Source organism: Campylobacter sp. CNRCH_2015_0338h (assembly GCF_025772785.1).
GTDB lineage: Bacteria > Campylobacterota > Campylobacteria > Campylobacterales > Campylobacteraceae > Campylobacter_D.
Genome location: NZ_JAKMST010000005.1, coordinates 1 through 22,236, shown reverse-complemented (window position 1 = coordinate 22,236; position 22,236 = coordinate 1). Strand labels below are relative to the sequence as shown.

Here is a 22,236-nt window from a genome sequence, read left to right as displayed (position 1 = left end):
ATATTTTTACCATTGTATAGCAAAAAGTCTAAAATAAACAATAATTTACATTTTTTAAAGGCAAATAAGATAAAATTAAATTAAAAAACAATCAAGGAAAAGTTATGAATATGCCTTTTAGTGATGAGGAATTAATCGAACCTGTAAAAGCAAGTTTGGCTAAAACTATGCATATTTTAGAAAATGATGGTGGAGGACTTGATTTTTTAGGGGTTAAAAATGGCGTGGTTTATGTGAAATTAATCGGAGCTTGTCATGGCTGTCCTTCAAGTGGAACGACTTTGAAATATGGTTTAGAAAAACAGCTTAAAATCGACATACACCCAGATATAACTATAGTAAATTTAGCAGGCGGGGAAAGCGAATTTGCAAAATTATAAAAAAATAGCCATAGAATGCTTTTATAAAAAAGATTTTAAAAACGCTAAGATGTATTTTTCTCTTGCTTATGAAAAGCGTAAAAATAAAAGACTTTTAACTTTTATCAACATTTGCGATTTAGCTTTAAAAAGTCCTGAAGAAGCTTTTGTGTTTTTTGAGTTTTTTATGCAAAATTATAAAAATACTAAAGTAGATAAAGATATTGAAAAACTCATTAGTCTTAGTCAAAGTGTGCAGTTTGAAGAAGAAAGTGAAGACTTTGAAGGTTTGAGCTATCAAGATTTTTTACTTAGCGAAGCAAAAGTTGGGTTTAAACAGGCCTTAGAAAATGTTATAATATCGAATAAACTTATCATTAATGATAAAGAAGATTTTGTGGATTTTTTAGAAAAACTTTTAGAGCATGGTTATAAAGATATGCTTGTAGCCTATATGGAAGATGTTTCGGTGCATTTTTATTCTAATTATAGATTTATCAAGCTTAGTGAGAAAATCAAGGAATTAAATTATGATAGTAAAGATTGAAAATACTTTCATTTGTGATAATTCTAATGAATGCGAAAAAGATTGTTTTTTCTTAAAAACTGCTCAAAATGAAAAATTTCTTCATCAAGCTTTAGAAAAACAAGCAAAAGTTATAAATATAGCTGAGTGCAAGAAACTTTTAAATATAGATGAAAATATAAAAATCATAGGCATTACAGGCACAAATGGCAAGACAACTACTGCAGGGGCTATTTACTCTATCTTGCTTGATTTAGGTTATAAATGTGCCTTGATGGGAACTAGGGGTAGTTTTATAAATGATAAAAATATCACTCCAAAAGGCTTAACCACTGCTCCTATTTTGCAAACCTTAGAGCTTTTATCTTTAGCAAGTAAGGAAAAATGTGAATTTTTAATTATGGAAGTAAGCTCACATGCTTTGGTACAAAACCGCATTGAAGGGCTTGAGTTTAAGGCTAAAATTTTTACGAATATCACTCAAGATCATTTAGATTTTCATGGAAGCTTTCAAAACTATCAAGCGGCAAAAGAAAGTTTTTTTACCGATGAGTGTATGAAATTTATCAATAAAGACGCAAAAGCTATAAATTTTAATGTCAAAGGTGTTTTTACTTATGGAGTAGAAAATCCAAGTTATTATCATATCAAAGCTTATGCTTTAAAAAATGGCATTGAAGCTGTGGTAAATTTTGGCAAAGAAACTTTTATGATTGATTCTTCTTTGGTAGGGCTTTTTAATCTTTATAATCTTTTGGCTGCAAGTGCTTGTGTGAATGAACTTGTTAAGCCAAATTTAAAAGAACTTGAAAAGGCCATTAGTAATTTTGGCGGCATTGAGGGTAGAATGCAAGTGGTTGCAAAAGATGTGATTGTGGATTTTGCTCATACGCCCGATGGTATAGAAAAAGTTTTAGATGCTTTAAAATATCGCGATTTGATTGTAGTTTTTGGAGCGGGGGGAGATAGGGATAAAACTAAGCGTCCATTAATGGCTAAAATCGCCAAACATTATGCTAAAAAACTCATCATCACAAGTGATAATCCACGCTCAGAAGAGCCTATGGATATCATTAATGATATTTTAAGTGGTATAGAAAAAGATGAGAGTGTTTTTATAGAATGTGATAGAAAAGAAGCAATCAAAAAAGCATTAGAGCTTAAAACGAAAAATGATTTTGTAGTGATTTTGGGTAAGGGCGATGAGACTTATCAAGAGATTAAAGGAGTAAAATATCCTTTTAATGATAAAGAAGTGGTATTAGAGATATTAAAAGAAGGAAAATAAATGTTTGAAAATATGGATTTTTCTAAAATGGGTGAGCTTTTAACTAAGGCTCAAGAAAAAGCAAATGAATTAGAGCAAGAAGCTTTAAAAAAAGAATTTAGCGCAAAAAGTGGCGGTGGTTTAGTAAAAGTTAGCGCTAATGGAAAAGGTGAAATCATCGATATAAATATTGATGATTCTTTGCTTGAAGATAAAGAATCTATGCAAATTTTATTAATCGCTGCGATTAATGATGTAATGAAAATGGTAGAACAAAATAAAAAATCAATGGCTAGTAATTTATTTAGCGGAATGGGAATGCTATGAGAATTTTACTTTGTATTTTGGGTATAACTGGTGTACTTTTTGCTGTGCCAAGACCGACTTTTAATGATTTTTTGGGTTGTTATGAAAAAAATAAAGCTAGTATGTTAATTTATGAAGGATTACCTGCTTTTGCTTTAAATGAAAACACTCTAGCAGTAGTTAAAACTAAAAATGCAAAATTAAATAGCTATACTAAATATGATCCTTTTTTAAATTTATATTTAGTAAAAACTGATTTTAGTTTAATCCCAGCGCCTATGGGAAATGAAGAAGAATTAACACGCAATAGCTGGGTGGGAATTTTAGATAATAACCAAAGTTATATAGGGCATTTAAAGTATTTTGGACAAAGTTTAACAGAGCGTGATCAACTTGATTTTACTTCTAAAATCGGAGAGCTTAACTCACCATGTTGTAAAATGCTTGGTATAAGCTTAGAAGATGGCAAACTTATAGGTAATCGCTATTTAAAACACTTTGCAAAATATCCTGATGTTTATTGGGGTGATATAGGTGTGGATTTTGATATGCGTGATGGCAAAATTTATGTTAAAAATGTGCGTAAAAATGGACAATTTTTACTTAATGATGAGCTTGTGAGCGTAGATGGACAAGTTTATGATGATATAAGAAAATTAAATGAGAAAATTTTATTTGCTGATCGTGGTGCAACTTTGTATTTTAATATGCTAAGGGATAATAAAGATGTAAATATTTCTACGACAGTTTTTGATAAAGATTTGGGTATATTTGCTAAACCTAAAAAAGTAGTTCAAGCTAAGCCAACTTCTTTTTATAGCAATCTAGGATTGCGCGTAGATATGAAAATGAATGTTACAGAGGTAACTCCAAATTCTAAAGCGCAAATGGCTGGATTTTTAAAAGGGGATAAAATTTTAAGAATTAATAATCAAAAAATCAATAATTTCAATGAGCTTCAAGCCATATTAACTCAAGCTAATACTTTTGATGTTTTAGTTTCAAGACAAGCAAGTAATATCCCTTCAGCGAAAAATAATGATTTTGAGCATTTTAATAAAGGATACTTTGACTTTTTTATAAGGCTAAATAAGTGATTTTAGAAAAATTCAAACAGCATTTAGAGCAAAATTTTCCAAAAACTCAAAGCTTTCATCCATTTTTCAATGAAGCTTTAAAATGGATGTTAGAAGCTGGTGGGAAGCATTTTAGAGCCCAACTTCTTTTGGGTATAGTGAATGCTAAAAATCCTGCTTTGTTTGAAAAGGCTTTAAATGCAGCTTTGGCTTTGGAATTTATCCACACTTACTCTTTAATACATGATGATTTGCCTGCTATGGATAATGCTTCTTTGCGCAGAGGAAAGCAAACTTTACATAAAAAATATGATGAAACCACAGCTATTTTAGTAGGTGATGCTTTAAATACCGAAGCTTTTTTACTACTTTCTAAACTTGATTTAAAAGAAAATGTTAGATTAAAACTCATAGAAACTCTAGCTTTTAATGCAGGGCTTGGTGGTATGATCATTGGTCAGGCTATTGATTGTTATTTTGAAGATATACCTTTAAATTTAGAACAAGTTGAGTTTTTGCATATCCATAAAACTGCAAGATTGATCGCAGCAGCTTTAAAAATGGGCTGTGAAATTTGTGAGTTAGATGAAAAAGAATGCGAGCAAATTTATGAAATAGGGCTTTTGATAGGATTAGTTTTTCAAATTAAAGATGATATTATCGATGCGACTTTAGACACGAAAGAAGCAGGAAAACCAACTCATAATGATTTGCATAAAAATTCTTTTGTAAAACTTTTGGGTTTAGAAGGTGCTAAAAAGGCAAAAGATGATAAAATAGCTTTATGCGAAGAAAAAATAAAAAATTTAGATTCTAAGCTTGCTAATGAGCTTCAAATTTTGATTGATAAATATTTAAAAGGTTAAACAATGTTACAAAAACAAGCTAACACTATAAGATTTTTATGTGCAGATATGATACAAAAGGCAAATTCAGGCCATCCAGGCGCGCCTATGGGTTTAGCAGATATTATGAGTGTTTTAAGTGCTCATTTAGTGCATAATCCAAAAGATCCTACATGGTTAAACCGCGATAGATTAGTCTTTTCAGGCGGTCATGCTAGTGCTTTACTTTATAGCTTTTTGCATTTGAGTGGTTATGATGTAAGTTTAGAGGATTTAAAAAATTTCCGTCAATTACACTCTAAAACCCCAGGTCATCCTGAAATTTTCACTCCAGGCGTTGAAATTGCTACAGGACCTTTAGGACAAGGCATTGCAAATGCGGTTGGTTTTGCTATGGCGGCTAAAAAGGCGAGTTTACTTTTGGGTGAGGATATTATCAATCACAAAGTATATTGTTTGTGTGGTGATGGAGATTTACAAGAAGGAATTTCTTATGAGGCTTGTTCTTTAGCAGGACTTCACAAACTTGATAATTTAATCATCATTTATGATAGTAATAATATTTCAATCGAAGGTGATGTGGCTATTGCCTTTAATGAAAATGTAAAAGAGCGTTTTAGAGCGCAAAATTTTGAAGTGCTTGAGATAGATGGGCATGATTTTGAGCAAATTGATTTGGCATTAAAAACAGCTAAAGAAAGTAAAAAGCCTTGTTTAATCATCGCTCATACTACCATAGCTAAAGGAGCTTTGGAGCTTGAAGGAAGCCATCATTCTCACGGAGCGCCTTTGGGTGAAGAGCTTATTAAAAAGGCAAAAGAGGCTTTAGGTTTTGATCCACAAAAAACTTTTGAAATCCCAGAAGAAGTTAAAATTCGCTTTAATGCTGCAATAGAGCTTGGAGATTTAGCACAAGCTAAGTGGAATCAAAAAGTGCAAAATTTAAATGCAGAAAAACAAGCTTTATTAAAAGAGCTTTTAGAGCCTGATTTTTCAAAAATACAATTTCCTGATTTTAAAGGAAAAGATCTAGCCACTAGAGATAGCAATGGTATGATTTTAAATGCTATCGCTAAAGCTTTACCGGGGTTTTTAGGTGGTAGTGCAGATTTAGGTCCTTCAAATAAAACCGAGCTTAAAGATATGGGGGATTTTCCAAATGGAAAAAATATCCACTATGGTATAAGAGAGCATGCAATGGCTGCTATATCAAATGCTTTTGCTAGATATGGTTTGTTTTTGCCTTATTGTGCTACATTTTTTATATTTAGTGAGTATTTAAAACCTGCTGCAAGAATAGCAGCTTTGATGAGGGCTAAACACTTTTTCATTTTTACTCACGATAGTATAGGGGTTGGCGAAGATGGCCCAACACACCAACCTATAGAGCAACTTAGCACTTTTAGAGCTATGCCAAATTCATTGACATTTAGAGTAGCTGATGGGGTTGAAAATGTCAAAGCATGGCAGATTGCACTTAAAACTAATATGCCAAGCGTTTTTGTTTTATCACGCCAAAAATTAAATGCTTTAAGTGAGCCTGTTTTTGGAGATGTGGAAAATGGGGCTTATTTATTAGAAGAAAATGCAAATGCGCAATTTACACTTTTAGCAAGCGGTAGTGAGGTATCATTGTGTTTAAAAGTAGCTAAGATTTTAAAAGAAAAAGGTGTGATTGTTAATGTAGTTTCTATGCCTTGTTATGAATTATTCATCGCTCAAGAAAAATCTTATAAAGAAAGAATTTTACAAGGTAAGGTTATAGGTGTTGAAGCTGCAAATTCAAATGAGCTTTATAGAATTTGTGATGAGTTTTATGGCATAGAAAGTTTTGGTGAGAGTGGTAAAGATAAAGATGTATTTGAGCATTTTGGATTTAGTGAGGAAAAATTAAGCTCATATGTTTTAAGTTTATGTAATGAAAAATAAAATCATCAAAGACATTAAAAACCAAGAATGTGTTTTTAGTGTTTTTGGTATATGGGATAAAACTAGCGTAGGAAAATCGGAAAAATTAGATTTTCCTACTCAAAAAAATATTATTTTTGATTTTGCAAATTTAGATTTTATAGATACTGCTGGGATTAGGTATTTTCTAGCTTTAGAAAATGAACTTAAGCAAAAAGGTTTTGAGTTTAGTAGGATAAATCTTAAAAGCGAACATGCTAAGCTTTTTGAACTTTGTCAAAAACACTATAAAAGTTTTCATAATACTCATGAAAATAAAAAAACAATCAAAGACTTTTTTGAAAATTTAGGAAAAAAGGTTGTTGAATCTTTTACACTTTTGGTGCAGTTTTTAAATTTCATAGGGCTTATTATTTATACTTGTTTTAAAACACTTTTAAACCCTAAAAAACTTCGTTTTAGGGCATTTTTATATCATGTAGAAAATAGTGCTATTAATGCTTTGCCTATTATTATGCTAACCTCATTACTTGTGGGTGTGGTGCTTGCTTATCAAGCTGCGTATCAACTTGCACAATTTGGAGCTAATATTTACATTGTTGATTTAATGGGAATTTCTGCTACTAGAGAACTTGCGCCATTAATTAGCGCTATTGTTATAGCTGGTAGGAGTGCAAGTTCTTATACAGCTCAAATTGGAGTGATGAAACTTACTGATGAAATTGATGCGATGAAAACTATGGGTTTTAAAGAAAGTGAATTTATCATTTTACCTAGAGTTTTGGCCTTAGCACTTGCCATGCCTTTAGTGGTAATAGTAGCTGATATTTTAAGTATTATAGGTGGAATTGTAGTTGCTTGGTTTAGTTTAGAAATTAGTGCGAGTGAGTTTATGAGTCGCTTTAAAGAAGCAGTGGAGTTAAAACATATCATCATAGGACTTATAAAGGCACCTATTTTTGGATTTTTGATTGCTTCTATTGCTTGTTTTAGAGGATTTTTTGTGCAAAAAACCACCGAAAGTATAGGTGTTTATACGACAAAAAGCGTGGTAAATGCTATTTTTTGGGTGATAGCTTTTGATGCGATTTTTTCTGTATTTTTAACAAAGGCTGGATTTTGATTATAAAGGCTAAAAATATCAGCACTTATTTTGGAAGTAAATGTGTACATGAAGATATTAGCTTTGAAGTGCAAGATAATGAAATTTTTGGCATTTTAGGTGGTAGTGGTAGTGGCAAATCTGTACTTTTAAGACAAATGTTAATGCTTGAGCATTTTGACAAGGGTGAGTATGAAATTTTAGGCAAGAGATTAAAAAATATAAGCGATGAAGATGCTTTATTTTTACAAAAACAATGGGGTGTTGTTTTTCAATATGGAGCATTATTTAGCTTTTTTAATATACTTGAAAACATTAGTATACCTTTAGTTGAATATACAAAACTTAGCAAAAACGATATCAAAGAAATAGCCATGATGAAGCTTAAAATGGTGGGACTTGATGAGAGTGTAGCTAAGCTTTATCCAAGTGAATTAAGCGGGGGTATGAAAAAAAGAGTGGCTATAGCTAGAGCTTTGGCACTTGATTCTAAATTGCTTTTTTTAGATGAGCCAACTTCAGGGCTTGATCCTTATAGTTCGAGAGAATTTGATGAGTTGCTTTTGAGTTTAAAACAAAGCTTTAAATTATGTGTGGTTTTAATTACTCACGATAAAGAAAGTATGAAAAATGTATTAAATCGCTTTTTGATTATAGAGAATAAAAAAGTTGGTTTTTTGGGAAATGTTGAGACTTTACAAGAGCAAAATCCAAGACTTTATGAGAGGTTTATGCAATAATGGAAAATAAAGCAAATTATATTTTGATTGGAATTTTTGTTAGTATATTATTTTTTATTAGCTTGTTTTTTATAGTGTGGTATGGGAATTTAAAAGATGAAAAATCTTTTAAATATTATGAAATTTATATGGAAGAATCAGTTGCAGGGCTTAGCGTCAAAGCTCCGGTTAAATTTTTAGGGGTTGATGTTGGAAGTGTTGAAAATATCAGCATAGATAGTTCAAGTAATCAACTAAGAGTGAAAATCTTAGTCAAGCTTGATTCTGATTTAGCGGTTAAAACAGATACTTATGCAAGCTTACAAATTCAAGGTATAACAGGATTTAAGTTTATTCAGCTTGCAGGGGGTAGTGAGGAAGCTAGTGTTTTAAAAGCAGATGGTGATGTATATCCTATTATAAAATCAAAAGAAAGTTTTTTTGCAAGCATAGATAAACAAACTTCAAATTTATTAGAATTAATTACCAGTTCAAAAATAAAACTAGAAAGTCTCTTAAGTGATAAAAATTTAAAAAACATAGAGCGTATTTTACAAAATACATCCGAGTTTTCTGCGTATTTAAATACTAAAGCACCAGTATTTTTGGAAAATTTAAATAAAACAAGCTCTAGACTTGGTAAAAGTTCAGATGATTTTTCAAATTTTTTAAATAATGCCAATGGCCAACTTAATGAGCTTAATAAAAGCAGAATGCTTTTAAATGAAAATTTAGATATTTTAAGAGTTTTGTTTTTAGATTTTACACAATTATTAAAAAATTTAAAGCAAAATCCTTCAGATGTGATTTATAAAGATAAAGCTATTCAATATGCTCCAGGAGAATAAAATGAAATTTTTATATATTAGTTTAATAGCTATTTTTTTTAGTGCTTGTTCTTTGATTAGTCCAAATCAAACTTTGCCTGCAAATAAATATTTTAGCATTAATTTAGAAAAGCTAGAGCAAAGTCAAAATAAAGTAAAAAATTCTACCATCATGGTTTCTTTACCTAAGGGCTTATCTTATACTAATGAAATTTTTTATAAAAAAAATCATGTTGTTAATGCTTATGCTTATCATTTTTGGAAAGAAAATCCTGCTTTGATGATTAAAACTTTTTTGGAATTTCATTTACAAGATTTAGGAGTATTTAAAGCGGTTTTAAACCAAGATAGTCTAGCTAGTGCTGATTATGTTTTAGAAAGTAAAGTAGATATTTTAGAGCAAGATTTTAGTGATGAGGTGCATTCTAAAATAAAATTAGGCATTAATTTAAATTTGGTGCAAATAAACACTAAAAAACTTATAGCAAGTAAGTATTTTTACTATGAAAAAGAATTAAATGATAATAACCCTCAAATTTTAATCCAAAATTATGATGAGGTTTTTTTGCTTTTTGCTAAAGATTTTAGAGTTTGGGTAGATCAAAATTTGGAATAAAAAATGCTTTTCTTGTTATAGCAATAACAAGGAAGGTGTATTATGAGAGATGAATTAGAAATCTTACAAAAGCATTTAGGACAAGTAGGTTCAAATATAGATGGTGCAAATTTAAAACATCAAACACAAAAATTTAGCGAAGATATTACCGATGCAAATGATTTTGTTGGTGCTTTGCAAATTTTAGATTCTTCGTTGAAAAAAATTTCAAAACTTTTAGAAGATAAAAACTATGAAGATGTGCAAGATAAAGTATTAATCGCAAGTGAAAGTTTAAAAATAGTAGATAATTGCTCGTTTTTAGGAAATGCTTTATTTGATAATAATTATAATGTAAATGTAGGCTCAAAGGCTTTTGCTTTTGAAATTTACAACCCTTTAAAAATTTTAGAAACTAGTGATTATGAGGGTATGAAAGCTTATATAATAGATAAAAGAGAAGAAATAGCTTCTATGCTTAGTGATCTTGCAGTGGCTATTGCTACTTATAGTCCTAGTCAAAGTTTTGGCGGATCAAACCATGATTTTATGAATGATTTAGATTTTACTAAGCTTTTTAAATAATACTAAAGGCAAAAAGCCTTTAGTATGCGTTTTATTTAATAACTCCACAAGCCATTCTAGCGCCACCACCGCCAAGTGCTGCAGGATGATCGCTATGATTATCTCCTCCAAAATGTATCATTAAAGAGTGATTTTTAAGCTCATCAAGAGTTTTGATTTTTGGTGTTAATACAGGATTAGTTGCTTTGCCATCTTTTTCTACATAAAGTGGTGGTAAATCACCTCTGTGGCCTTTATCATCCCATGGGCTTGAGTGTGCGTCAGTTTTTTCAGGATCCCAGTGACCACCAGCTTTCATACCTAAACCCTTATCGGTTGCTCCACAATCAGCGTTTGCATGAACATGAAAACCATGAATTCCACTTTCTAAACCTTGAAGATTTGGGTAAAACGCTACCCCATAAGGAGTTTGTACTGCTACTACTTCACCTGCGTTTTTGTTGGCATTTTTATCAAGAATTTCCATTTTGATAACTAAATGATCTTTTTGTGCTTTTGGATTAAAATTTTCCAAATTTGCCCCAATTAAAAAACTTGATGCTAGTAAAGATCCTAGAATTATTTTTCTCATTTTCTCTCCTTTTGTTAAAAATTATTTTATTGTAGCATATATTATTAATGAAAAATTATTTTTTGTTATTTTTTATAAAATACAATAATCAAAAAACTTATAAAAAAAGGTTTTAATGTTAGTTTTTCCAAAAGATTTTGAAAAAGTGAGTCAAAAAGTTTTACATAATTCTTTATTTTCTTTGTGCCATTATCAAAAACAATCACCAAGTAATATAAGCCAAGAAGTGGTGTTTAAAGACTATACTTTGGTTTTTATATTAGAAGGTTCTAAAAGTATTTATACTATTGATAATCATTTTAAAGCAAACAAAGATGAAATTATTTTTTTCACAAAAAATTCCTTTTCTATTAGAGATTATTTAAATAGTGAAAATACTTATAAGTCTGTTATTTTATGTTTTAAAGAGAGTATTTTGATAGAGCTTGTTTTTAAATATCAAGATTTAATTTCTAAATTAAACTCTTTAGAGTATTCTAAAAGTTTATTTAGTTTAAAATCAGATTTTGTAACTAAGAGTATTTTTCAATCATTTTTACCTTATATAAACAGTTCTAAAAATAACGAATATTTGCTTAAATTAAAATTTGAAGAATTATTTTTATCTTTACTGTATAGTGAAGACAATGCAGAATTTTTAGCCTTTTTAAAAGCAATTTTAAGTGGTTTTAAATTAGATCTTTATCAGATGTTTGCATATTGTCAAAATGATTTTGAAAATGTGGCTTCTATGGCTAAATTTAGTAAAATGGATATAGCAAGCTTTAGTCGTAATTTTAAACAAAGTTTTGGAATAAGTCCTAAAGAATGGCTTGATAATAAGCGTTTTGAAAAAGCTAAATTTTTACTAGAATTTTCCACTAAGAATATCACTCAAATTTGCCATGATCTTGGATTTAATTCCCCTGCTTGGTTTATAGCAAGATATAAAAAAAGATATGGCATTACACCAAAACAAGAGCAAAAATCAAAAAACTTATATTTTTTGTCTTAAAAGTGATAGATTTTAATTTTAAATTATATTAAAATTTTTGAATAAAAATTAAGAAAGGTAACAATATGAAAAAAAGTATTTTAGCTTTAGCTTTATTTGCATTTTGTAGTGCAAATGCTTTAGAGGTGCAAGAATTTAAAGGTTTTGCACATCCTGAAAGTGTATATGTAGATGAAAGTGCGGTTTATGTGTCTAATGTAGGAAAAGAATTGGCTCCACTAAATAAAGATAATGATGGTTTTATTTCAAAGTTAGACAAAGATGGAAAAGTTGTAGAACTAGAATTTATCAAAAATCTTAATGCTCCAAAGGGTATGTCTAAAATAGCTGATGTTTTGTATGTTGTAGATATTGATGTCTTATATGGTTTTGATGTAAAAAGTAAAAAAGAAATTTTCAAGCTCCCTATAAAAAATGCAGTATTTTTAAATGATATAGTAGTTTTAGATAATGATGCATTGCTAGTGAGTGATACAGGCACAGGATATATCCATAAAGTATTTTTAAAAGATAGAAAATATGAAAATTTCATCCATTTAGATTCAAAATATGGTGGTCCAAATGGATTGTTGGTAGAAAAAAACACTTTATTTGTTGCAGGTTATGATCCAAGCGATAAAACAGGTGGAAAAATCATTAGTATTGATTTAAATACAAAAAAAATTAAAGAATTAAGTAACAAAATAGAACAATTTGACGGTATAGTGTTTGATAAAGATAAAAATCTTTTAGTATCAAGCTGGGGTAAAAATCTTCAAGGATATATTTATATTCTAAAAGACAACAAAGAGATAAAGCTAGATCTAAACCCTATAAAAGGGCCTGCAGATATGTTTTTTGATGGTGAGTATTTATGGGTACCAAAAATGGCAGAGAATGCCTTGATTAAAGTAAAATTATAAAAACTTTTAAGCCAAAAGGCTTAAAAGTCAAATAATTCTCCAAGCCAACTTTCTTTTTTCTTGTATTTATAACCATTGTTATGATGATAGTTTGCTTGTTGGTTATAGTTTTGTTGTTGAGATTGTTGTGGCGTGCTTTGAGATGTACTTCTTTCTATGATTTTATCAAGTTCACCACGATCAAGCCAAACACCACGGCATTTTGGACAATAATCAATCTCAACTCCATTTCTTTCACTCATCAATAAAGCTGTATTTGCACAAACTGGGCAATTCATATTTATCCTTTATAAAAATTTTCCTAAAGTATATAGGTTTAAAGTAAATTATGAGTTTAAATCCCAATCAATAGGACTTTTGCCAAGTTTTAATAAAATTTCATTACTTTTTGAAAAATGTTTGCAACCTAAAAAAGCATTCCTTGCTAAAGGCGATGGATGTGCTGCTTCTAGGATAAAGTGTTTTTGAGGGTTGATTAAAACTTTTTTATTTTTAGCATAATTTCCCCAAAGCAAAAACATTAATCCCTCTTTTTCATTGCTAAGTTTTGATATAACTGCATCGGTAAATTTTTGCCAGCCAAAATGTGCATGTGAAGCAGGTTTGTTTGCTTCTACGCTTAAGATAGAGTTTAAAAGTAAAATTCCTTGTTTAGCCCATTTGCTAAGATCTCCATGCCTTGCTATAGGAATGTTTAAATCATCTTGTAATTCTTTGTAGATATTAAGCAAAGATGGAGGAATTCTAACTCCCATTGGTACGCTAAAGCTTAAACCCATAGCTTGATTTGGGTTGTGATAAGGATCTTGTCCTAAAAGTATGATTTTTAAATCCTGTAAAGGAGCTAGGTTAAATGCATTAAAGATTAAATTTGAGGGTGGATATATAGTTTTTCCTTCGTTTAAGGCATTGATATAATTAGTTTTTATCTCTAAAAAATAAGGTTTTAAAAACTCATCTTTTAAAAATTCTTTCCAAGTTTGTTCCATTTTTATTTTTTCTAAACAAATATCCATTTTTATCCTTGCCAAGAAAGTATAAACTCACTTCCCTCATTTTCTTTGCTTAAAACTTTAATGTTGATATTGTTTTTATCAGCTATTTGCTTGACTAAGTTTAAACCTATGCCAAAGCCACCTTGGTTTTGATTAAAGCGTTTATAGCGTGTAAAAATTTGAGCTATTTCCTTAGTACTCATACCTTGACCTTCATCTTTAATGCTAAGTGTTTTTTCTTTTAAGTAAATATAGATTTTTTTATGAGCATTGGTGTATTTTATGGCATTGCTTAAAAGATTATCGATTAAAATTTGCATTTCTTCTTTATTGGCATAAAAGTTTTGCTCTAAAAGATTTTTTTCAATGATGAGATTTTTTTGGGCGATTAAAGTTTCAAAGTATTCTAACCTTTGTTCCAAAAGCTCTTTTAAATTGATATCTTCTTTTGTATTTTCTTTTTGCAAGAAAAAATTCAAGGCTATGAGATTTTGATAGATGTGGTTTAAATTTTTACTTGCTAGTTTGATATGATTTAGTTTTTTTATGTTATTTGGATTTAAATTTGTATCATCAAATTTTTTAATACTAGCTAAAATCACACTTAAAGGTGTATTAATTTCGTGCGTGGTATCTTTGATAAAATCATTAAGTGCTTTAAATTGTTCTTTGATATTTTTAAAGACAAGCAAAATGAGTATATAAGCAACCACAGCAAGCAGCAAAATACATATAAGAGTATAAAAAATAGTTTTTAATTTTAATTTCCAAAGCTCATGGGAAAAATCATTGATGTCTAGATTATTATAATTATCTTTGCGGTATTGTTCTTTTTTAAAACCAAGATCATCAGTTTCTATAATGATATGAATATTTTTATGTCTTAAGAAATGAGAATGGTGTTTTGGTTTTTTTAGATTACTTGTGTCTATATAGGTGTTGAGATTTCTAATCCTTGAAAAATCTATAAATAATCTTTTGTTTTCATTGTAAATAAAATCATTTTTTTTAAGTTGTGTTAATATTTTTAAAACATCAAAAGTTAAATTGCTAAAAATAACTTGGTTATTTGCGATAATGGCAAATTGAGTGTTGAGTCTTTTGGATATATAGGAAAAATCTTCTTGATTTAAATATGTTCTATCGTGTCTTGCTTCGATGATATTTTGCAAAATATAATTATAGTGAGTGTATGAATGTGTTATTTGATTTAATCGTATGTAGTTTGCTTCTTTTTGATAAAAAGTGATAAAAAAAATCGTTAGAAATACACCACTTGTGATGATATAAAGGGCTAGAATTTTAAAAATAGTATTATTAAAATTTTCACTTTTCATTTTCTAGCCTTATGGCATAGCCTATGTTTCTTTGATTGATAATAAGGTCTTTGCCAAGAATTTTTCTTAAATTTTTTACATAAACTCTAAGGCTCATAATTGCTGGTTCTTCATCCAAACTCCAAATTTCATCAAAAATAGTTTCTATGCTTACAAAGTGTGGGCGTTTTTTTAAAAGCAAGGCTAAGAGCTCTTTTTCTTTGTTAGTAAGATTGATGATTGTTTTATCTTGATAAAGAGTTTTATTAAGCGGATCAAAAGAAATATTTTTTGAGGAGTTAAGCAAAATTAGATCTTCTTTTTGGTGGCTAAAATTTCTTTTAATGATATTTTTTACACGGATAATTAATTCATCTATGTCAAAAGGTTTTTTAACATAATCATCACAACCTGATAAAAATCCTTGTTTTACATCATCAAGCATAGATAAAGAAGTTAAAAATATAGCAGGAGTATTTTTACCACTTTCTCTTAATTCTTTTAAAACTTCAAAACCATTGCCTTTTGGAACTTTAACATCAAAAATCCAAAGATCAAAATTTTCTTCATAGGCTTTTTCTAGTGTCTCTTGTGCATCATACACACAAGAGACTTTAAAGCCCTCATCGCTTAAGGCTTCATCTATAATTTCATTTAAACTTAAATCGTCTTCTAAGAGCAGAATTTTTGCTGCCATTTTATCTCATCGGACAATTTGTATGGTGTGATCTTAAACCATGATGATTTTTATGGGAATGGGTGTTATTGTAATGGTGCAAATTTAACTCTCTTATTTCTTTGCCACTCATTTCATCGGTTAGTTTTTGCATATCTTCTTGAACGATAACTCTTCTTTGGTTTCTTTCTTGAGTAGAAAGTTTAGAGATGTTTTCGTGTAAATTAGCTCTAAATTGTTGATGAAAATCTTTTGCATCTTTGTATTTCATTTCATTCATTCTTTTTTTCATTTCAATAACCAAATCAGCTTGATCTTGCGCTTTTACACTTTTTGCAAGATTTAAAATCTCATCATTACTTTTTTTAGAAAAATCAGCTCCTAGGGCAAATGAAGCAGCCAAAGAACCCACGATAAATAAACTTACAATTTTTTTCATTGTTTCTCCTTTAAATTAATGATGAGAAATTATAAAAGCTCAAAATAAAGCCAAAATGAAATTTATTGACAAATAAAAAGCACATTAGCTCTTAAATTTTGTTTTTCACTTTTAATAATAGGCAATACAACACTATCTGCACTAGCTGCTAAACTTGGGGAGTTGTATTTAATATTGCAACTATCAAAATGAATATTTTTTATCATGCAAGTTTTTGCTAGAGTTTTAGAATAATATTGAGCCTTTTCAAAAGCTTTTTTAAATGCAAGATCATATAAATCTTCTTTGTTTGCATCTAAAATAGCCTCATCAAAACCAACTTGTAAGGCTTTGGTGTTAAAAAAAATTAAAGTATTAGTAGCGCTAATACTTTCTATATCTTTTATAAGATTTTCATAGTCTTTGTTTTTGTTTTGCGGGATTTGACAAGTAAAATTAGAGTGTAATCTATATCCATTTAATGTTTTTACTCCTTGATAGTAATTATAACTTGGTTCTAAAGTATAACTTCCACCTTTACAATAATTTTCTTTAGCAATACGATCTGAGATTTCTTTAAATGTTTTAGCAATATGATTTTTTTCTTCACTAGAAACAATGGTTTTTTTACTAAGTTCCTCGCTAGCACTAAAATTTAAAGTAGCATTAAAGATATTTGGCATGATTTCATTGGATACTTCTATGCTTCTTGAAAATTCTATATTTTGTTTATCGTGATTTTTTAAGCCTAAAAATTCAGTGTTAAAAACCACTCCTAGTACAAATAATACTAAACAAAGTAGTCCTAAGCCTAAGCCTTTTAAAAAACTTTTCATTTTTGCTCCTTTTTAAAAATATTTTTTAATTTTAACATAAAGCCTTTAAGAATAGATTGTATAATTTTTTTAAAAATAAAGAAAGTCTTAATGCAAAAAATTCATAAAAGTATTTTAAAATGGTATGAACAAAATGGCAGGAAAAGCCTTCCTTGGCGTATTTTACACGAAGAGTATAGAAAATATGGTAGCGAGGATGATTTAGAAAAATTAAAAAATATTGATATCGCTTATGCTGTTTATGTCAGTGAGATTATGCTTCAGCAAACTCAGGTAAAAAGTGTTTTGCAAAATTATTATTTTCAGTTTTTAGCTAAATTTCCTTCTTTAAAAGTACTTTCTATGGCAAGTGAAGATGAGGTTTTAAAAGCTTGGCAAGGACTTGGGTATTATACTAGAGCTAGGAATATACATAAATGTGCAAAAATTTGTGTGCAAGAATTTGATGCAAAATTACCATTTGAGATTAAAGAGCTTCAAAAACTTCCTGGTATTGGAGAATATACAGCCGGAGCTATAGTTTGTTTTGGCTTTTTGCAAGCTAAGTCTTTTGTGGATGCAAATATTAAAAGAGTTTTGAGTAGATTTTATAGTTTGCAAAATCCAAATTCTAAACTTTTAACACAAAAGGCAAAAGAATTTTTAAACTATGACAATGCATTTGACCATAATCAAGCTTTGTTAGATATAGGGGCTTTGGTTTGCTTGCCTAAAAATGCAAAATGTGAAATTTGTCCTTTAAAAGACTTTTGTAGTGGAAAAAATGAATATGAAAAATTCAACCCAACTAAAAAAAATCAATATGAAAACATTGTTTTAAAAATACTTATAGTGCAAAAAAACGAGCAATTCTTGCTTGTTAAAAGTGAGGAAAAATTATATTTTAATATGTATAATTTTTTAGAATATAAAAATCAAAAAAAAGCAAAATTTATAGGAGAATTTAAACATTCTTATACTAAATATAAAATCAATGCTAAGGTGTATTTTTTAAAAGATGATGATTTTAAAGATTTAAAAGCAAAAGCGTTTTCTTATAAAGACTTAGAGCATCTTGCTCTTTCAAAACTTGCTCTAAAAACACTTGAGCTTTTTAAAAAGAGTGATTATGTATTTTGAGAAAATTTATATAGAATTAAGTGATATTTGTGGGTTAAAATGTGATTTTTGTCCTAGCCAAAAAGCCCAAAGAAAACAAATGAGCCTTGAAAATTTTGAAAAAATTTGCAAAAGTGTGCATAATCATGCCAAGCTTTTTACTTTTCACGTGCTTGGAGATCCTTTAAGGATTTTAAATTTAACGGAGTATCTAAAAATAGCTTTAAAATTTAATATGCAAATAGAGCTTACTACAAGTGGGTTTTATTTTGATGATGAGAAGATAAAACTCATTTTAGACTCTAAAAACGTACGACAAATCAATATTTCCTTAGGTGCTTTTTTATCTCAAAGTAAAATGAGTTTAAAAGAATATTTTGAACCTATTTTGAAGCTTATTTTTTTACACTTGGAAAATAAAAATAATTCTTTTATCAACTTAAGACTTTGGAATTTAGATAAAAATTTCAATCCACCTTTAGAAAATGAGAAAATTTATGATTTTTTAGAGCAAATTTTTAAAAGAAAAATTCAAAAGCAAAAAGCTAAAAATCGCTTAGAAAGGCATGTTATCTTGCACCAAGCTAGACTTTTTAAATGGCCTTCTTTGAAAGATGAGATTGTTAGAGAGAATGGATATTGTCATGCTTTAAATGGGCAAATTGCTATTTTAAGTGATGGGACTTTAGTGTCTTGTTGTTTGGATACTAAAGGGGATATAAAACTTGGAAATTGCTTTGAAGAAGATTTTAATGAGCTTTTAAATTCCTCTTTATATATAGAACTAAAAGAAGGTTTTAAACAAGGAATTTTAAAAGCTGAGCTTTGTAAAAGGTGTGAGTTTTTAGAGGCTAAAAACCTAAATTAACTTCATCTTTATCGTTGATTTGATGATTTGTATCCAAGTCTTGTTTTGTTTCTTCTTGATTGTCTTTAGAATGTTTAAAAATATCTTCAGTAATTTTTGTAGCAATACCTCTAAGAGCTTTTTGTCTACTTGAACTACTTGTAGAGCTCATTTTAAACTCTAAAGTATTAGAAGATTTGCTTTCATTTGTAGCAAATTCTATTAAGTGATAATCAATGATAATATCATAAGATTGAGTGTTGTTTTCATTTTGTATTTGTTTTATTTTTGGGTTTAAAATGAGTAAAAAATCAGCTTCTAAAGTCTTATAAAGCTTTACAAGTTCTTCATCGCTTGAATTTTTAGAAAGTAAAAATTTTTCCTGATTATAAAGATCAAGATTTGTTTTGTCTAAGATTTTAAATTTTTTATTCTGAAGTAAAACACTTAAAAGTTCTTGTTCAAATTTGGCTGAAAGTCCAGTTTTGATTCTATTAATGATGATTAGAGAGCTTTTATTTTCAAGACTTTTGTCGCTATAAAGTTTTTTATAGATTAAAACTTTTGCATGAAATTCACTTTGATTTGTTTGAGTTAGAGACTTTATATCATAACTATTAAAAACACCATTACTAACAAAGTCAAGTTCTTCATCATAACCTATATTAAAATTTCCATTAAAATTAAATTCAAATTTTTTTAATTTGACTTGTTTTAAACCTTCTGTTTTTCCCAAGGCATCATTAATAGCGTTTTTAATCGCTTCGCTTCTTGTATTTCCAAAGCCTTCTCCAAGACTTTCTTTGTTTAAAACAGCCTGCGCTTGATAAGTACAAATAAGACTTAAAAAAAGTATAAGTAGTTTTTTTATCATAACTATTCTCTTTTTGTTTTTAAATAATAAAATAAATATTTTATTTTTATTTTAACATTATAAAGTTTAATCATATCTTGACTGCAAATTTTATACTCAAGATTAAATACCCAGAAAGTCTATAAAATTTTTATTATAAATTTAAAAAAATAAGTTATAATTTTTAATTTTAGAGAGGTGTCCGAGCGGTTGAAGGAGCACGCCTGGAACGCGTGTGTGGGGCAACTCACCGAGGGTTCGAATCCCTTCCTCTCTGCCACTATGCACTTTTGTTATACTGACTTCCTATGTAATCTTGTGATACATTTTGTGTGTATGATTTTATAGCTTTGGAATTTGAATTTGTTTTTTCCTCATTCTCATTTTTGCTTTTTTCATTTTGTGCTTTTAGCTCTTCTGCTTTTATCTTAGCTTGTTCAGCGCGTGCGTCATTTTGCATTTGCATAGCATTAGCTGCTACTTTGTAATCTTGTGGACTAGGATCAGCTGGTGCCATAGCTGCAGCAATTACTTGCATGGCATTTGCTATAGTTTCTTCAGGAGTATTGCCTTTTTGCATTCTTATAGGCACTTCCCCTTCGACTGCATACATTTTATTATCAGGACCTCTTGTATAACCAAAGCTCGCAGCACCAGCTAAAGCTCCACCAGCCGCTTGGTGGGCTGCTTCATGAGCTCTTACTTCTCTGTCGATTTTTTCAAGTTCTTGTACTTGTTTTACCTCTTCAGCGTTTAAGTCTTTACCGTTGACTTTTTGAGTTTTTTCTTCTTTTTCTTGATTGTTTTTATTTTCTTTTGTTTGCTGTGGATTTTCTTTTTCAGAAATGTTTTCTTTGATTTCTTCTTTGTCTTTGTTTTGATAAGGATTTTGTGTATAAAAAGCATTGTTATAACTTGAGCTTATTTGCATAAAAATCCTTTCTAATATAATTTCATATTTTTATCACAAAAAAGTTGAAAAATTTATAAAATAAATGTTTTATAAAATGTTAAGCAAAATAAAGTATAATTTTAACTTCTTTTTATGTCAGGGTAGCTCAGCTGGCTAGAGCGCTGGTCTCATAAGCCGGAGGTCGGGAGTTCAAGTCTCCCCCTTGACACCATCTAGCTTTCAAAAAACATTTTCAATGATTTTTTAGTATTTTGATGATATTTTTGCAAATTGCTTTCTTTTTGCTTTCTTCTATTTGTAGTTTATCCAAAAAAGTTTCTTCAAGAGTATTAATAAGTCGTGTACATTCTTTTACATCAAATGTTTTTGATTCATTTAAAGATGACAATGCTTTTAATAATAAATCTTTATATTCCATAAGAGTTTTAATTTCTACCTCTGAAAGTTGAGCTAATAGAGATAGAAATTGCATAAAATTGTAAAATGGCAATTTTATATTCCTTGTACAGTAAATTCAAAATTTCGTTCTCCGCCAAAACAAGAGAAGTTGATTTTACCTTCATCATAGTGTCCTGCAGAGTCACTATTAACAAAGGTAATGAAATTAAATCCTATACCTCCGCTTGATACCCTGGACATATATTTTTTTAATTCATACGAAGTTATCCTGCAATCTGGAGAATTTTTTATGTCTTTATCTTTAAATTTTAAAGAAAATTGTGAAAAAAGAGACATAGGATTGTATCCTACTCTCCACTCTTTTCTATCTAAATCAACTTCTGGGAACAGTACTTTAACGTCATCAGATTTAAATTTTTTTAATTCGCTTGTACTTTCTCTATATTCACATTCAAGTTCTATTCTAAAATATCTAAGATGTGGGTCATCAACATATAGATTTATGGTTGTTTCTCCATTGGTGTATAATCTGCTAAGATCTTTTTCACTTTTAACTCCATCTGGCAGTATAACTTTAATAAATCCTGGCTTTAAATGAGTTATTGTTACCGGAAAATGTTTCACATAATAAACTTCATATGGATATAATAAACCATAAGGAAACATAATTTTTGGCAAGAAAAATTTTTCCCATTTATAGGAAATTTTTTGATCTATTTTTTTTCCTAATGTCGAAGCACTTATTATTATTTCATTTTCAAACGGAGCCTTAGAAGTAATAGTTGCTTTAGCTTCACCCTGAGAATTGAATTTGCTATCTTTATTGATTATTATCCCATCTCCTTGGATGTTCCATGTGATTTCAGAATTTAAACGTCCACCAGTAATTTTTATTTCAGATTGTTCATCGAGTTTATTGTAAAACCATGTTCGGTTTGATTGTATTTGTAAATTGTATTGATAAAGTTTAATTTTATCTAAATTAAATTCATCTTTAACACTACCTTGTTTGGTATAACTAAACTTAATAGTAAGTTCTTTAACACTATAATCACTAATACCTTCAAACTCTAAAGTAGCTTCACCTTTATCATTTACATTAAAGCTTTCTTTTTTAGCTTTTACTCCTTTACTTCCACTGATTTTATCAATGGTTGAATTAGGTAATAAACCACTTACTTTAATATTAAAATTATCTATATAATCTATAGTTTTTTCTTGGGTTTTAAAACTTGGATATTCTATTTTAGGAGTATAAGTTTTAGATTCATAAGGTAATTCTTTACTTAAATCTTTACCCATA

At 29.1% G+C, this 22,236-nt stretch carries 27 protein-coding genes and 2 tRNA genes; 18 read left to right on the top strand and 11 right to left on the bottom strand.

Features of this window, described 5'->3' with window-relative positions; translation table 11 throughout:
* Nucleotides 1–110 precede the first annotated feature (110 nt).
* The 12 genes from L8X30_RS04445 to L8X30_RS04390 are packed head-to-tail and all read left to right on the top strand — an operon-like array spanning nucleotide 111 to nucleotide 10,115.
* Nucleotides 111–380, top strand: coding sequence for a NifU family protein (locus tag L8X30_RS04445; RefSeq protein ID WP_263679340.1), 270 nt, complete (start codon nucleotides 111–113; stop codon nucleotides 378–380).
* Complete coding sequence (locus tag L8X30_RS04440) at nucleotides 367–906, top strand: histidine kinase (protein WP_263679229.1); 540 nt, start codon at nucleotides 367–369, stop codon at nucleotides 904–906. Before L8X30_RS04445 ends, L8X30_RS04440 begins: the two co-directional genes overlap by 14 nt.
* Complete coding sequence (locus L8X30_RS04435) at nucleotides 890–2,173, top strand: UDP-N-acetylmuramoyl-L-alanyl-D-glutamate--2,6-diaminopimelate ligase (RefSeq protein ID WP_263679228.1); 1,284 nt, start codon at nucleotides 890–892, stop codon at nucleotides 2,171–2,173. Before L8X30_RS04440 ends, L8X30_RS04435 begins: the two co-directional genes overlap by 17 nt.
* Nucleotides 2,174–2,479, top strand: coding sequence for a YbaB/EbfC family nucleoid-associated protein (locus L8X30_RS04430; RefSeq protein WP_039667857.1), 306 nt, complete (start codon nucleotides 2,174–2,176; stop codon nucleotides 2,477–2,479). It begins immediately after the preceding gene.
* Entirely contained in the window at nucleotides 2,476–3,555 is a 1,080-nt protein-coding gene (locus L8X30_RS04425; protein ID WP_263679227.1) for a PDZ domain-containing protein, read from the top strand. Before L8X30_RS04430 ends, L8X30_RS04425 begins: the two co-directional genes overlap by 4 nt.
* On the top strand, nucleotides 3,555–4,400 hold the full coding sequence (locus tag L8X30_RS04420; RefSeq protein ID WP_263679339.1) for a polyprenyl synthetase family protein: 846 nt from the start codon (nucleotides 3,555–3,557) through the stop codon (nucleotides 4,398–4,400). Before L8X30_RS04425 ends, L8X30_RS04420 begins: the two co-directional genes overlap by 1 nt.
* Nucleotides 4,401–4,403: 3 nt before the next feature.
* Nucleotides 4,404–6,308: a transketolase gene (tkt, locus tag L8X30_RS04415; protein WP_263679226.1), complete on the top strand. Its 1,905-nt coding sequence runs from the start codon at nucleotides 4,404–4,406 to the stop codon at nucleotides 6,306–6,308.
* Between the two features lies 1 nt (nucleotide 6,309).
* Complete coding sequence (locus tag L8X30_RS04410; protein ID WP_412175503.1) at nucleotides 6,310–7,410, top strand: MlaE family lipid ABC transporter permease subunit; 1,101 nt, start codon at nucleotides 6,310–6,312, stop codon at nucleotides 7,408–7,410.
* On the top strand, nucleotides 7,407–8,129 hold the full coding sequence (locus L8X30_RS04405; protein WP_263679224.1) for an ABC transporter ATP-binding protein: 723 nt from the start codon (nucleotides 7,407–7,409) through the stop codon (nucleotides 8,127–8,129). The genes L8X30_RS04410 and L8X30_RS04405 overlap by 4 nt, the downstream gene beginning before the upstream one ends.
* Nucleotides 8,129–8,956 (top strand): MlaD family protein, encoded by an 828-nt coding sequence (locus L8X30_RS04400; protein WP_263679223.1) that lies wholly within the window; start codon nucleotides 8,129–8,131, stop codon nucleotides 8,954–8,956. Before L8X30_RS04405 ends, L8X30_RS04400 begins: the two co-directional genes overlap by 1 nt.
* 1 nt (nucleotide 8,957) lies before the next feature.
* A complete protein-coding gene (locus L8X30_RS04395; RefSeq protein WP_263679222.1) occupies nucleotides 8,958–9,551 on the top strand; it encodes a hypothetical protein in 594 nt (197 codons plus the stop codon).
* A gap of 42 nt (nucleotides 9,552–9,593) precedes the next feature.
* Entirely contained in the window at nucleotides 9,594–10,115 is a 522-nt protein-coding gene (locus tag L8X30_RS04390; RefSeq protein ID WP_263679221.1) for a flagellar FLiS export co-chaperone, read from the top strand.
* A 31-nt stretch (nucleotides 10,116–10,146) separates the two neighbouring features.
* Here the strand turns inward: L8X30_RS04390 and L8X30_RS04385 are convergent, their stop codons facing one another.
* Nucleotides 10,147–10,686 (bottom strand): superoxide dismutase family protein, encoded by a 540-nt coding sequence (locus tag L8X30_RS04385; RefSeq protein ID WP_263679220.1) that lies wholly within the window; start codon nucleotides 10,684–10,686, stop codon nucleotides 10,147–10,149.
* 115 nt (nucleotides 10,687–10,801) lie between these two features.
* On the opposite strand from L8X30_RS04385, the gene L8X30_RS04380 reads away from it, so the two are divergent.
* Both L8X30_RS04380 and L8X30_RS04375 read left to right on the top strand, forming a co-directional pair.
* A complete protein-coding gene (locus L8X30_RS04380; RefSeq protein WP_263679219.1) occupies nucleotides 10,802–11,680 on the top strand; it encodes a helix-turn-helix domain-containing protein in 879 nt (292 codons plus the stop codon).
* A 65-nt stretch (nucleotides 11,681–11,745) separates the two neighbouring features.
* Nucleotides 11,746–12,582, top strand: coding sequence for an ATP-binding protein (locus L8X30_RS04375; protein WP_263679218.1), 837 nt, complete (start codon nucleotides 11,746–11,748; stop codon nucleotides 12,580–12,582).
* Between the two features lie 20 nt (nucleotides 12,583–12,602).
* Here the strand turns inward: L8X30_RS04375 and L8X30_RS04370 are convergent, their stop codons facing one another.
* The 6 genes from L8X30_RS04370 to L8X30_RS04345 all read right to left on the bottom strand — a co-directional run bounded on the left by L8X30_RS04370 (nucleotide 12,603) and on the right by L8X30_RS04345 (nucleotide 16,823).
* Nucleotides 12,603–12,860: a zf-TFIIB domain-containing protein gene (locus tag L8X30_RS04370; protein ID WP_263679217.1), complete on the bottom strand. Its 258-nt coding sequence runs from the start codon at nucleotides 12,858–12,860 to the stop codon at nucleotides 12,603–12,605.
* 48 nt (nucleotides 12,861–12,908) lie between these two features.
* Nucleotides 12,909–13,598 carry a uracil-DNA glycosylase gene (ung, locus tag L8X30_RS04365; RefSeq protein WP_263679216.1) on the bottom strand — a complete coding sequence of 230 codons (690 nt, stop codon included), beginning with the start codon at nucleotides 13,596–13,598 and terminating at the stop codon, nucleotides 12,909–12,911.
* 2 nt (nucleotides 13,599–13,600) lie between these two features.
* Nucleotides 13,601–14,914 (bottom strand): sensor histidine kinase, encoded by a 1,314-nt coding sequence (locus L8X30_RS04360; protein WP_263679215.1) that lies wholly within the window; start codon nucleotides 14,912–14,914, stop codon nucleotides 13,601–13,603.
* Nucleotides 14,904–15,590, bottom strand: coding sequence for a response regulator transcription factor (locus L8X30_RS04355; protein ID WP_263679214.1), 687 nt, complete (start codon nucleotides 15,588–15,590; stop codon nucleotides 14,904–14,906). Before L8X30_RS04355 ends, L8X30_RS04360 begins: the two co-directional genes overlap by 11 nt.
* Nucleotide 15,591: 1 nt before the next feature.
* Nucleotides 15,592–16,008 carry a DUF1104 domain-containing protein gene (locus tag L8X30_RS04350; RefSeq protein ID WP_263679213.1) on the bottom strand — a complete coding sequence of 139 codons (417 nt, stop codon included), beginning with the start codon at nucleotides 16,006–16,008 and terminating at the stop codon, nucleotides 15,592–15,594.
* A 62-nt stretch (nucleotides 16,009–16,070) separates the two neighbouring features.
* Complete coding sequence (locus L8X30_RS04345; RefSeq protein WP_263679212.1) at nucleotides 16,071–16,823, bottom strand: SIMPL domain-containing protein; 753 nt, start codon at nucleotides 16,821–16,823, stop codon at nucleotides 16,071–16,073.
* 75 nt (nucleotides 16,824–16,898) lie between these two features.
* Here L8X30_RS04345 and mutY point away from each other — a divergent pair, with 75 nt between their 5' ends.
* Nucleotides 16,899–17,942 (top strand): A/G-specific adenine glycosylase, encoded by a 1,044-nt coding sequence (gene mutY / locus L8X30_RS04340; RefSeq protein WP_263679337.1) that lies wholly within the window; start codon nucleotides 16,899–16,901, stop codon nucleotides 17,940–17,942.
* Nucleotides 17,932–18,789, top strand: a complete 858-nt coding sequence (locus tag L8X30_RS04335; RefSeq protein ID WP_263679211.1) for a radical SAM/SPASM domain-containing protein — start codon at nucleotides 17,932–17,934, stop codon at nucleotides 18,787–18,789. Before mutY ends, L8X30_RS04335 begins: the two co-directional genes overlap by 11 nt.
* Here the strand turns inward: L8X30_RS04335 and L8X30_RS04330 are convergent.
* The gene (locus tag L8X30_RS04330; protein ID WP_263679210.1) at nucleotides 18,773–19,642 is read right to left on the bottom strand and encodes a hypothetical protein; all 870 of its coding nucleotides are present in this window, start codon (nucleotides 19,640–19,642) and stop codon (nucleotides 18,773–18,775) included. The genes L8X30_RS04335 and L8X30_RS04330 overlap by 17 nt on opposite strands.
* A gap of 171 nt (nucleotides 19,643–19,813) precedes the next feature.
* Between L8X30_RS04330 and L8X30_RS04325 the strand changes: the two genes are divergently transcribed.
* Nucleotides 19,814–19,901 (top strand) — tRNA-Ser (locus L8X30_RS04325).
* Here the strand turns inward: L8X30_RS04325 and L8X30_RS04320 are convergent.
* A complete protein-coding gene (locus L8X30_RS04320) occupies nucleotides 19,902–20,552 on the bottom strand; it encodes a putative metalloprotease CJM1_0395 family protein (protein WP_263679209.1) in 651 nt (216 codons plus the stop codon). It lies immediately after the preceding tRNA gene.
* Nucleotides 20,553–20,668: 116 nt separating this feature from the next.
* Here L8X30_RS04320 and L8X30_RS04315 point away from each other — a divergent pair.
* A tRNA-Met gene (locus L8X30_RS04315) sits at nucleotides 20,669–20,745 on the top strand.
* Between the two features lie 21 nt (nucleotides 20,746–20,766).
* On the opposite strand, the gene L8X30_RS04310 is transcribed toward L8X30_RS04315, so the two are convergent.
* The gene (locus tag L8X30_RS04310) at nucleotides 20,767–21,024 is read right to left on the bottom strand and encodes a hypothetical protein (RefSeq protein WP_263679208.1); all 258 of its coding nucleotides are present in this window, start codon (nucleotides 21,022–21,024) and stop codon (nucleotides 20,767–20,769) included.
* 2 nt (nucleotides 21,025–21,026) lie between these two features.
* Nucleotides 21,027–22,236: hypothetical protein (locus L8X30_RS04305; protein ID WP_263679207.1), on the bottom strand; the 1,210-nt coding region annotated here is incomplete at its 5' end.

Bases quoted from the DNA above. Each gene is read 5' to 3' on its own strand.
- L8X30_RS04400 (WP_263679223.1), top strand. From the start codon at position 8,129: ATGGAAAATAAAGCAAATTATATTTTGATTGGAATTTTTGTTAGTATA.
- ung (WP_263679216.1), bottom strand. From the start codon at position 13,598: ATGGATATTTGTTTAGAAAAAATAAAAATGGAACAAACTTGGAAAGAA.
- L8X30_RS04345 (WP_263679212.1), bottom strand. From the start codon at position 16,823: ATGAAAAGTTTTTTAAAAGGCTTAGGCTTAGGACTACTTTGTTTAGTA.
- L8X30_RS04335 (WP_263679211.1), top strand. From the start codon at position 17,932: ATGTATTTTGAGAAAATTTATATAGAATTAAGTGATATTTGTGGGTTA.
- tkt (WP_263679226.1), top strand. From the start codon at position 4,404: ATGTTACAAAAACAAGCTAACACTATAAGATTTTTATGTGCAGATATG.
- L8X30_RS04380 (WP_263679219.1), top strand. From the start codon at position 10,802: ATGTTAGTTTTTCCAAAAGATTTTGAAAAAGTGAGTCAAAAAGTTTTA.
- L8X30_RS04395 (WP_263679222.1), top strand. From the start codon at position 8,958: ATGAAATTTTTATATATTAGTTTAATAGCTATTTTTTTTAGTGCTTGT.
- L8X30_RS04330 (WP_263679210.1), bottom strand. From the start codon at position 19,642: ATGATAAAAAAACTACTTATACTTTTTTTAAGTCTTATTTGTACTTAT.
- L8X30_RS04360 (WP_263679215.1), bottom strand. From the start codon at position 14,914: ATGAAAAGTGAAAATTTTAATAATACTATTTTTAAAATTCTAGCCCTT.
- L8X30_RS04350 (WP_263679213.1), bottom strand. From the start codon at position 16,008: ATGAAAAAAATTGTAAGTTTATTTATCGTGGGTTCTTTGGCTGCTTCA.
- L8X30_RS04435 (WP_263679228.1), top strand. From the start codon at position 890: ATGATAGTAAAGATTGAAAATACTTTCATTTGTGATAATTCTAATGAA.
- L8X30_RS04355 (WP_263679214.1), bottom strand. From the start codon at position 15,590: ATGGCAGCAAAAATTCTGCTCTTAGAAGACGATTTAAGTTTAAATGAA.
- L8X30_RS04430 (WP_039667857.1), top strand. From the start codon at position 2,174: ATGTTTGAAAATATGGATTTTTCTAAAATGGGTGAGCTTTTAACTAAG.
- L8X30_RS04375 (WP_263679218.1), top strand. From the start codon at position 11,746: ATGAAAAAAAGTATTTTAGCTTTAGCTTTATTTGCATTTTGTAGTGCA.
- L8X30_RS04370 (WP_263679217.1), bottom strand. From the start codon at position 12,860: ATGAATTGCCCAGTTTGTGCAAATACAGCTTTATTGATGAGTGAAAGA.
- L8X30_RS04320 (WP_263679209.1), bottom strand. From the start codon at position 20,552: ATGCAAATAAGCTCAAGTTATAACAATGCTTTTTATACACAAAATCCT.
- L8X30_RS04425 (WP_263679227.1), top strand. From the start codon at position 2,476: ATGAGAATTTTACTTTGTATTTTGGGTATAACTGGTGTACTTTTTGCT.
- L8X30_RS04445 (WP_263679340.1), top strand. From the start codon at position 111: ATGCCTTTTAGTGATGAGGAATTAATCGAACCTGTAAAAGCAAGTTTG.
- L8X30_RS04385 (WP_263679220.1), bottom strand. From the start codon at position 10,686: ATGAGAAAAATAATTCTAGGATCTTTACTAGCATCAAGTTTTTTAATT.
- L8X30_RS04390 (WP_263679221.1), top strand. From the start codon at position 9,594: ATGAGAGATGAATTAGAAATCTTACAAAAGCATTTAGGACAAGTAGGT.